Origin of the sequence: Allopontixanthobacter sp., assembly GCF_034376665.1 — a bacterium.
Taxonomy (GTDB): domain Bacteria; phylum Pseudomonadota; class Alphaproteobacteria; order Sphingomonadales; family Sphingomonadaceae; genus Allopontixanthobacter.
In genome coordinates this window covers 1-9,501 of sequence record NZ_JAXMJI010000098.1, presented here as the reverse complement: position 1 = coordinate 9,501, position 9,501 = coordinate 1, and the positions used below count along the sequence as shown (strand labels likewise).

At 63.2% G+C, this 9,501-nt stretch carries 8 protein-coding genes and 1 pseudogene; all 9 read right to left on the bottom strand.

From position 1 onward, the window contains the following. Nucleotides 1-42: 42 nt before the first annotated feature. Complete coding sequence (locus tag U0988_RS10945) at nucleotides 43-1,425, bottom strand: ammonium transporter (RefSeq protein WP_322292658.1); 1,383 nt, start codon at nucleotides 1,423-1,425, stop codon at nucleotides 43-45. Nucleotides 1,426-1,445: 20 nt separating this feature from the next. Further along, nucleotides 1,446-1,784 carry a P-II family nitrogen regulator gene (locus U0988_RS10940; protein WP_322292657.1) on the bottom strand — a complete coding sequence of 113 codons (339 nt, stop codon included), beginning with the start codon at nucleotides 1,782-1,784 and terminating at the stop codon, nucleotides 1,446-1,448. 154 nt (nucleotides 1,785-1,938) lie between these two features. Next, nucleotides 1,939-2,634 carry an endonuclease/exonuclease/phosphatase family protein gene (locus U0988_RS10935; RefSeq protein WP_322292659.1) on the bottom strand — a complete coding sequence of 232 codons (696 nt, stop codon included), beginning with the start codon at nucleotides 2,632-2,634 and terminating at the stop codon, nucleotides 1,939-1,941. A 7-nt stretch (nucleotides 2,635-2,641) separates the two neighbouring features. Then, on the bottom strand, nucleotides 2,642-3,202 hold the full coding sequence (locus U0988_RS10930) for a pyridoxamine 5'-phosphate oxidase family protein (RefSeq protein ID WP_322292656.1): 561 nt from the start codon (nucleotides 3,200-3,202) through the stop codon (nucleotides 2,642-2,644). A gap of 31 nt (nucleotides 3,203-3,233) precedes the next feature. Continuing rightward, on the bottom strand, nucleotides 3,234-4,769 hold the full coding sequence (locus tag U0988_RS10925; protein WP_322292655.1) for a peptide chain release factor 3: 1,536 nt from the start codon (nucleotides 4,767-4,769) through the stop codon (nucleotides 3,234-3,236). A gap of 2 nt (nucleotides 4,770-4,771) precedes the next feature. Continuing rightward, entirely contained in the window at nucleotides 4,772-7,186 is a 2,415-nt protein-coding gene (gene pheT / locus U0988_RS10920) for a phenylalanine--tRNA ligase subunit beta (protein WP_322292654.1), read from the bottom strand. Then, nucleotides 7,183-8,283 (bottom strand): phenylalanine--tRNA ligase subunit alpha, encoded by a 1,101-nt coding sequence (gene pheS, locus U0988_RS10915; protein WP_322292653.1) that lies wholly within the window; start codon nucleotides 8,281-8,283, stop codon nucleotides 7,183-7,185. The genes pheT and pheS overlap by 4 nt, the downstream gene beginning before the upstream one ends. 75 nt (nucleotides 8,284-8,358) lie before the next feature. Beyond that, entirely contained in the window at nucleotides 8,359-9,255 is an 897-nt protein-coding gene (locus tag U0988_RS10910; RefSeq protein ID WP_322292652.1) for a helix-turn-helix domain-containing protein, read from the bottom strand. Nucleotides 9,256-9,372: 117 nt separating this feature from the next. Further along, nucleotides 9,373-9,501, bottom strand: a pseudogene (locus U0988_RS10905) (IS630 family transposase); the annotation flags it as partial.

Genomic DNA, 9,501 nt, shown 5'->3' with positions numbered 1-9,501 from the left:
CGAGCCGGGCGGGAGAGGATGCCCGGCCCGCCAATTCGGGTGTCAGTTGTAGGCGCGTTCGCCGTGTTCGCCGATATCGAGGCCTTCCAGCTCGACTTCCGGAGTAACCCGCAGGCCGGTAACAGCCTTGACGATATAGGCGATCACTGCGGTGCCGACTCCGGCCCAGGCCACCGCAACCGCAACGGCGACGATCTGGGTCGTCAGCTGCGCGCCCATGGCAGTGGAGCCGTCACCCGGTCCGCCGAACTGCGGCTGGTAGACGATGGCGGTGCCGAGAGCGCCGACGATCCCGGCAATGCCGTGGATGCCGAACACGTCGAGCGCGTCGTCATAGCCGAGCTTGTTCTTGAGCTTGGAAACCGCGAAATAGGCGACGATCGAAGCAAGGACGCCGAGAACGATCGCGCCGAAGGGCCCGCTGTTGCCTGCGGCCGGGGTTACCGCCACCAGTCCGGCGATGACGCCCGAGCAGAAGCCCAGTGCCGACGCCTTGTGTCCGGCGAGCCGTTCCATCAGCATCCAGGAAAACGCGCCCGCCGCCGTCGCAACGAAAGTGTTGATCATGGCGAGACCGGCAATCCCGTCGGCTTCGAGTTCCGAACCGGCGTTGAAGCCGAACCAGCCGACCCACAGCATTCCGGTGCCGATCATGGTCATGACCATGGAATGCGGCGGCATCGGTTCAGTGGGGTAGCCCTTGCGCTTGCCGAGGATCATGGCCAGCACCAATGCGGAGACACCGGCGTTGATGTGCACCACAGTGCCCCCGGCAAAGTCGAGCGCGCCCATCTTGAACAGCAGTCCGCCGCCAGCCCACACCATGTGGGCAATCGGGAAGTAGACAATTGTCAGCCAGATTGCCGTGAACAGCATCGCGGCGGAAAATTTCATCCGTTCCACGGTTGCGCCCAGAACCAGTGCCGCCGTGATGGCCGCAAAGGTCATCTGGAAGCTGACGAAGACATATTCCGAAATGACTTCGTCCGAGAACGTTGCGGCCGTCGTGTCCGGTGTGACCGAAGACAAAAACAGGCTGCCACTGCTGACGAAATTACCGATGAACCCTTCGGAAGTGATCGGGCCGAAAGCCATCGAATAGCCCCACATCACCCAGATCAGCATCGCCAGCGCCGCAGCGCCGCCAACCTGCGTCATGGTGCTGAGCATGTTCTTGGAACGCGTCAAACCGCCATAGAACAGCGCAAGACCCGGCAGGATCATCAGCAGAACGAGGATGGTAGAGGTCATCATCCAGGCGTTATTGCCCGGATTGGCAACAGCAGGGGTAGCCTCTGCCACGGCAGGAGCGACTTCGGCCACGGTTTCGGCAACCGCCTCGGCGGCTTCCTGCGCAAACGCGGCAGTGGCGGCGAACATCGACGTGCCAAGCACGCCTGCGCCGCAAATCATTTTACGGATCATCGTCATATTCCTCATGTCAGTCATAGCGCCGTATCGCCGGTTTCACCGGTTCGAATGCGGGTTGCCGAAGCGAGGTCGAAGACAAAGATCTTCCCGTCGCCGATGCTGTCGGTGCTGCCGGTTTCCTTGATGGTTTCCACCACCTGCGCAGCGATTTCATCGCTCACCGCGATTTCGATCTTCACCTTGGGCAGCATATTGGTCGAATATTCGGCGCCGCGATAAATTTCGGTCTGGCCCTTCTGGCGGCCAAATCCCTTGACCTCCGATACGGTCATGCCCGCAACGCCGATCGCCGTCAGCGCTTCGCGAACTTCGTCAAGTTTGAATGGTTTGATGATGGCAATGATGAATTTCATCGAGCCCCCCTGCTACTAACCGGACGATCACCGGCAGGGACGCTGGAGCAATCTTCGTGCCAGAATCCTAAGGAGCGGGGAAACCTGAAGTTTCGCCAGGAAGCCAAGGCTCATGCCGATGAGCTATTGCCGAATAATTAAGCAGTGCCTCTTTTCAAGGCAGGCTGGCTGAAGTCCACACCGGCAAATGGTCGGAGGCTTCGGCGGAAGAGCGGCTGTGGTGCACACCCATTGTGGTGCCGGTCCATTCGTGTGACAGAATGATCCGGTCGAGCGGGGCTAGCGGGCGGCGGCTGGGGAAGCTACGGCCGGGTGACAGCACTTGCCACGGCGGCAGAAAGGCCCGCATGATGCCGCCGCGGTGGCCCCATTGGTTGAAATCACCCATGACCACGGTCGGGCATTCGACATCGCAGTTTCCGCAATGCTTCAGGATCGCACGCACCTGGTCATGTCGGCGCAGGCCCGACAGGTCGAGATGGGTGCCCACGACCCGGAATCGCTGCCCGCCTGCGATGATATCGGCGCTGACGGCTCCGCGGGGCTCCAGCGTCGGCAGATCGACCGGCGCGGCGTCAAGGATTTCGAAATCCCGGCGCACCAGCAGCGCGTTGCCGTGCCAGCCGAGGCTGCGCGGACGCTTGGCCACTTCCACGGCGCGCCACTTGGTGTCGTCGAGCGCAGCACGGGACAACACGGTCGCGCGGTCGCCAAACCGCAAGTCGGCTTCCTGCAAGGCGATGATGTCCGCATTCACCTCGCGCAGGACCGTGATGATCCGGTCCGGATCGCGCCGGCCGTCGGTGCCCACCGCCTTGTGGATATTGTAACTGGCGAAAGTCAGTTGCATCAGGCGGTCAGGTGTCACCGGCGATGTAGCGGTCCGTCGGGCGCGCGGGCAGCCCATCGATGCTGGCGACGCGCGCGGCGGTCTTGGCCATCCATTTGACCGGATCGTATTGCGCGTGATATTTAATCAGCGTCGCGCGCTCTTGTTCCAGCGCCATCACCGGCACGCCGTAGCCACAGCTGGTCTGAACGGAGTCAACGGCAATGTCGAAAATCTGCCGCGTTCCCGGAAGGAGCACGAAATTCGCCGCGAGGGCGTCCCAGCCTTCGTCCTGCGGCAGCACCGGTACGCCCCGACCATAGATCCGCAGGATCAGCGCCGGCTGCTGGAAATTGCAGAACATGATCGTGATCCGCCCGTCGGCCAGCAGATGTGCGTTTGTCTCGTTGCCCGAACCGCCGAGATCGAGATAGGCGACTCGGTCCGGCGCCAGCGCCCGAAACGCATCATACCCCTTGGGGCTGAGATTGATCCGCGCCCCTTCCGCCGCGGTGGCGACGAAGAAGATCGGCTGGCGTTCGATCATCGCGATGTGATCGGGGGTTAGCGTGTCGGTAAAGTCGGCCATCTAGACCTGTTAGGCTGCGAAAGGATTCTTGTCACCGTTCCTTGGTGGCGGAAAAAACCAGCTCGGGATGTTTTTCCTGCTGATAATTCACGTCCCATGCCGACCGGGCGAGGAACACCAGATCGTTGTCGCGGTCGCGGGCGAGATTGGCGCGGTTGAACCCCTCGAAGGTTGCTACTGCCTCGTCGCTCCCGCGGATCCAGCGCGCCGTGTCAAAGGGGGCCGGTTCCAGCGCGGCCTCGACCTTGTATTCGGCGGACAGGCGCGAGATCAGCACTTCCAGCTGCAGCTGGCCGACGACACCGACGATCCAGTTCGCGCCGAATTCCGGGTAGAACACCTGGATAACGCCTTCTTCGGACAGATCATCCAGCGCCTTGCGCAGCTGCTTGGTCTTGGTCGGGTCTTTCAGCACTACCCGGCGCAGGATTTCCGGCGCGAAATTGGGCAGGCCGGTGAAGCGAACGATGTTCTTTTCCGACAGGCTATCCCCCACCCGCAGCGTGCCGTGGTTGGGGATGCCGATGATGTCGCCCGCTTCCGCGGTGTCCGCGAGCTCCCGGTCCTGCGCGAAGAACAGGATCGGCGAATGGATCGCGATCGGTTTTCCCAGCCCGCTGGGGGTGAGCTTCATCCCGCGTTTGAAAGTGCCGGAAACCTGCCGCATGAAGGCAATCCGGTCACGGTGGTTGGGGTCCATATTGGCCTGGACCTTGAAGATGAAGCCGGTCACTTCATCGCGGTCAGGCGAAATCTGCTCGTCCCCGGCGGGCTGCGGGCGCGGCGGCGGCGCGAAATCGGCGATCGCCTCGATCAGTTCGGTCACGCCGAAATTCTTGAGCGCCGATCCGAAATAAACCGGCGTCAGATCGCCATTGCGGTAGGCTTCGAGATCGAATTCGGGATAGCCCGCCTGCGCCAGTTCGGCTTCGTCGGCGAATTTTTCCGGCAGCACCGGGTCCTTGTCGCGCCGTCCCTTGAATTCCTTGCTCGGACCTTCCGGCCGCGCGACCATGCCCGTGGCAAAATCGAGCACGCCTTCGAATTGCCCGCCCATGCCGATCGGCCAGGCTTGCGGGCTGACGTCCAGCGCCAGCATATCGGCCACTTCATCGAGCAATTCAAAGGTGTCGCGCCCTTCGCGGTCGACCTTGTTGACGAAGGTGATGATCGGGACGGAGCGCAGCCGGCAGACCTCAAACAATTTGCGCGTTTGCGGCTCGATCCCCTTGGCGGCATCGATCACCATGATCGCGGAATCGACCGCAGTTAGCGTACGGTAGGTATCCTCGGAAAAATCCTCATGGCCCGGCGTGTCGAGCAAATTGAAGGTGATCCCTTCGCGCTCGAAGGTCATCACGCTGGAGGTCACCGAAATGCCGCGCTGCTGTTCGATCTTCATCCAGTCCGACCGCGCGCGCCGCGCCTGCCCCCGCGCCTTGACCTCGCCCGCGAGATGGATTGCGCCGCCTTGCAGCAGCAGCTTTTCGGTGAGCGTGGTCTTGCCGGCATCGGGATGCGAGATGATCGCGAAGGTGCGGCGCGGGTTCTGAGAGCTTGATGCCATGATCAGCCCCGCAGCTCCGCGCCGAGCTTGGCCGCGGCCGCCACGATGCGGTCCGAAATCGCTTTCAGTTCCTCGTCCCGGAAGCTTTTCTCGCCGGGTTGCAGTGTCAACTCCAGCGCCAGCGACTTTTTGCCTTCGGGGACGCCTTGGCCGCGGAAGTCATCGAACACCCGAACTCCGGTGATGCTGGCCTTGTCCGCTCCGGCGATTGCCCGGACCAGATCGGCCGCGGGCAGCGCGGCAGGCACCAGGAAGGCGAAATCGCGGCTGACCGGCTGAAGCGCGGGAGGGGCATACGCGGGGCGTGCAAAGCCGCCTGCGCCCTTGCGAGCGGGAATCGCGTCGAGGAAAATCTCCACCGCAACCACCGGGCCCGATACGTCGAACGCGGCAAGCGTCGTGGGATGCAGCGCACCAAAGCGGGCGAGCACGTTTTTCGGACCGAGCCGCAAGGTCCCGGACTGGCCCGGGTGGAACTGGTCGCCGGCTTCCTGCATGATCTGCAGATTGCCCACCGGCGCGCCCGCTTCCGTGAGCAGCGCCAGCGCTTCCGCCTTGGCATCGAAGGCATCGAAATGCACCGCTTTGCCGCCATTGATGGTTGGGGCCCACGCCCGGGAAAACTTCTCGCCCGCCAGCACCGCGCCCAGCGTCAGCCGTTCGTCGCTCGACCCATCGGCATTGCGGAAATAGCGCCGCCCGATTTCGAACAGGCGCAGGCTGGATGCGCCGCGATCCTGGTTGCGTTTTACGGCAGACAGAAGCCCCGGCAGAAGCGATGGCCGCATGGCCTTCATGTCTTCGCTGATCGGATTGTCGAGCACCCACAGGGGCTGACCATCAACCGCAAAATGTTCCGCCTGCGGCCTTGGCAGGAAGGACCATGTCACCGCCTCGTGCAGACCGCGTGCAGCCGCACTGCGGCGCAGGCGGCGTTCGAGGGCCTGCGCCGGTGAAGCGGTCGGCGCCGCGACCCCTTCGGCGCGCGGCAAGGCGGTGCTGGCGACTTTGTCGATACCGTAAATCCGTACGATTTCCTCGATCAGATCGGCGGGTCCTTCGATGTCGCGGCGCCGGAGGGGCGGTGTGACGGACCACGGTACGGCCGTGTCTTCAACCGCGAAATCGAGCGATTCGAGGATTCGCCGCTGCTCGGCAAGCTCAACCGAAACGCCCCCCAACCGCTGCGTCAAAGCCGGATCGAAAGTGACGGCCCCGGCTGCTGTGGGCGGTGATCCGGCGCGGAGGATTTCGGACGGTGTCCCCCCTGCCAGCTCCACCATCAAACCGGTCAGCAGATCGAGGCCGTCTTCGAGAAAAGCCGGGTCCACCCCGCGTTCGAACCGGGTCCGGGCATCGGAAGTCAGCCCCAGCTTGCGCCCGGTCGCGCCGATGCGGTCAGGATCGAAATAGGCGATCTCCAGCAGAACATCGGTCGTCGCGTCGGAGCAGCCCGAATCCTCACCCCCCATGATCCCGGCGATGTCATGCACCCCGTTATCGTCGGCGATCACCGTCATGCTGCTGTCCAGCGTGTAGGTCTTTTCGTTGAGCGCCACCACCTGCTCGCCTCCGCCCGCGCGGCGGGCAATCACTGCGCCGCGAAGCGTGGCCAAGTCGTACACATGGGCGGGACGGCCATAGCCAATCATCAGATAATTGGTCAGATCCACCAACAGCGAGATCGGGCGCTGTCCGGCGCTGGCAAGCCGCTGCTGCAACCAGTCGGGCGAAGTGCCGTTGCGGACGCCCTTGATGACGCGGCCATAGAATGCCGGGCAGCCTTCCGGATCGTCGGTTCTTATTTCGACCGGGCATGGCCCCTCAGCCGTGAAGGCCGGGATGGCGACCGGCTTGAGCGTTCCCATGCCTGCCGCCGCAAGATCGCGGGCGATGCCGTAAACGCCCATGCAATCGGGCCGGTTGGGCGTGATTGCCACGTCGAACACCGGGCTGGTGCCGTGATACTCGGCAAAGCTCGATCCGACCGGTGCATCGGCGGGCAATTCGATGATCCCGTCATGCTCGTCGCCCAATTCCAGCTCGCGCACGCTGCACATCATGCCGGAGGATTCCACCCCGCGGATCGCGCTTTTGCGCAGCACCATGCCGTTCGCCGGAACCACGGCACCAGGCTGGCCGAGCACGCCCTTCATCCCGGCACGCGCGTTCGGCGCTCCGCACACGATCTGCAGCGGATCGCCTGTCCCGGTGCTGACCGTCAGCACCTGCAATTTGTCCGCATCGGGATGGGGCGCGGCGGTCAGCACTTCGGCCACGGTAAAACCTGCCAGCCGCTCCGCCGGGTCTTCCAATCCTTCCACTTCCAGCCCGATACGGTTCATCGCCGCCGCCAGTTCGGCCGCGTCCGCATCGGTTTCCAGATGATCCTTGAGCCATGCGAGGGAAAACTTCATGCCCGCACTCCCACGCCGCCGGACAGGGTCGGCTGATCGAACGCGCTGAACCCGTAATGCCGCAGCCAGCGGATATCGCCGTCGAAGAAAGCGCGCAAATCGTCCATCCCGTATTTCAGCATCGCCAGCCGGTCGACCCCGAGACCGAAGGCGAAACCCTGCCATTCAGCGGGATCGAGTCCGGACATTTCCAACACCCGGGCGTTGACCATGCCCGACCCGAGCAGTTCCATCCATGCATGGCCCGGCGCATCGCCGCTGCCGCCGAGCACGCGCCGCCCATTTTCCAGTGCAAAACCGACATCGACCTCCACCGATGGCTCGGTGAAGGGGAAATAGGACGGGCGGAGCCGCAGTACGATATCGTCGCGCTCGAAAAACGCCTTGAGGAAGGTTTCCAGCGTCCATTTGAGATGGCCGAGATGGATGCCGCGGTCGATCACCAGCCCTTCGATCTGGTGGAACATCGGCGTATGGGTGGCGTCGCTGTCCGACCGGTACACCCGTCCCGGCGCGATGATCCGTACCGGCGCGCCTTCCGCGACCATGGTGCGGATCTGCACCGGCGAGGTGTGCGTGCGCAGCAGCATCCGGCGGCCCTGATCATCGTGGTCGGGGAAATAGAACGTGTCGTGCATCGCCCGCGCCGGGTGGCTTTCGGGCATGTTGAGCGCGGTGAAATTGTGCCACTCGTCCTCGATTTCCGGTCCGGTTTTGACGGCGAACCCAAGATCCGCGAAGATCTCCGCCAGCTCGTCCATCACCTGGCTGACCGGGTGGACGCTGCCGCGTGGGCTTTCAGGAGCGGGCAAGGTCAGGTCGAGCGTTTCGGTTGCCAGCCGCGCTTCAAGATCGGCGGCTTCCAGCGCCTGCTTGCGGTCTGCCAGTGCGTCCGCAACTTCGCTACGCGCGGCCTGAATGGCGGGAGCCTGGGTCTGGCGTTCTTCCGGCGTCATCCTGCCCAGGGTCTTGAGCAATTCGCTGATCCAGCCCTGCTTGCCCAGGGCATCGATCCGCAGCGCCTCGAGCGCGTCCAGCGTATTGGCAGCGGCGATTGCGGCAAGGCTGGCCGCGGTGCGATCTTTCAATTCAGTCATAGGCTGGCCCGCTAGCGCCAATTGCCGCGCAACGCAAAGCGCGTTTGCCGGAAGCCCGGATCGCGGCAGGCAAGGTCAATGCGGCAGAGGTCTATCCAGCGTCTGTACGGGCGAACCGAGCACACGCTTGCGCTCCAGCATGAAGGCGGCGAGGATCGGATGGTCGAGGTTGACGTATTCACTGGGTGCCATGCCCAGAAAGTTGTGACAGTCGCGCACGAAATGGGATTGATCGACATAATGCGGATCGATCGCTCCGATCCATCGCAGGGACGGGTCGAGCATGTAGCGCGTAAGGCTGCGCATGAAGCGTTGGCGCCGGAGCAGCAGCTTCGGTGAGAAGCCGAAGTGGCGGCGGCACAGTCGTTCCAACGTGCGCGGGTGGACGCCGCACAGCTCCGCCAACTCGCACACATCGGGCAATTCGGGCTCGATCAAGGCGGAATGGATCGCCTGAATTCGTGGATCGCAATTGCCGAATCGCGGCGCCTCGTGGCGGAAAAATTCCTCCATGATCGCGAAAAGATCAGCAGGGCCGGTATCGGGTTGTCGCCTCAGTTCCTGCGTCAGCCTGTCCGCCAGCGGCACAAAATGGGTGAAATCCCCGTTGGTACGCCCGTCGTTTACCGTGTTGGCGTAGCGGTCGGCCGATTGGCCAACGAACGTCGCCCAGCCAAGCGGCAGGAACCCCACGCCCCAAATGCGGGTCTCGCCGATGGAGAAATGCAGGGGAACGCTGCTTGGCCCGGTAAGCACGAGATCGGCATTGGCCAGCGGCGGCTGGTCGGCGATGCGGCTTTCCGGTGTAGCACCGCAGAATATCCGCAGTCCGCCCCACTCCGGATGCAGCCAGTCTGTCAGGGGAGCCGCTCCGTCCGGTGAAACCTCGGCAGCGTAAAAACTGGTGAAGAATCCCGATAAATCTGCCGGGGGTATCTGGAAACGGGCCGTTACCGGCTGTTTCATCACCATTTTGCGTCCCCAATTGTTCTCTGTCGCATCATAGACCGGGCGCGCAAAAAGAAAAGGGCGACCCAGCGGGCCGCCCTTAGCTTTTATCTTGAACCAACTTCGGCTTAGAGCGTTTTCCTACCATTCTGGTTCATAGCCGCATGAGCTGAAGTAGTTGGCACATTCGTCTGGCTGGAAGATGTCGACGAGCCTGCCGATCAGGTCCCACAGTCCGCTGACGGTCCGCTCGCTCGCCTTGCGCAGCAT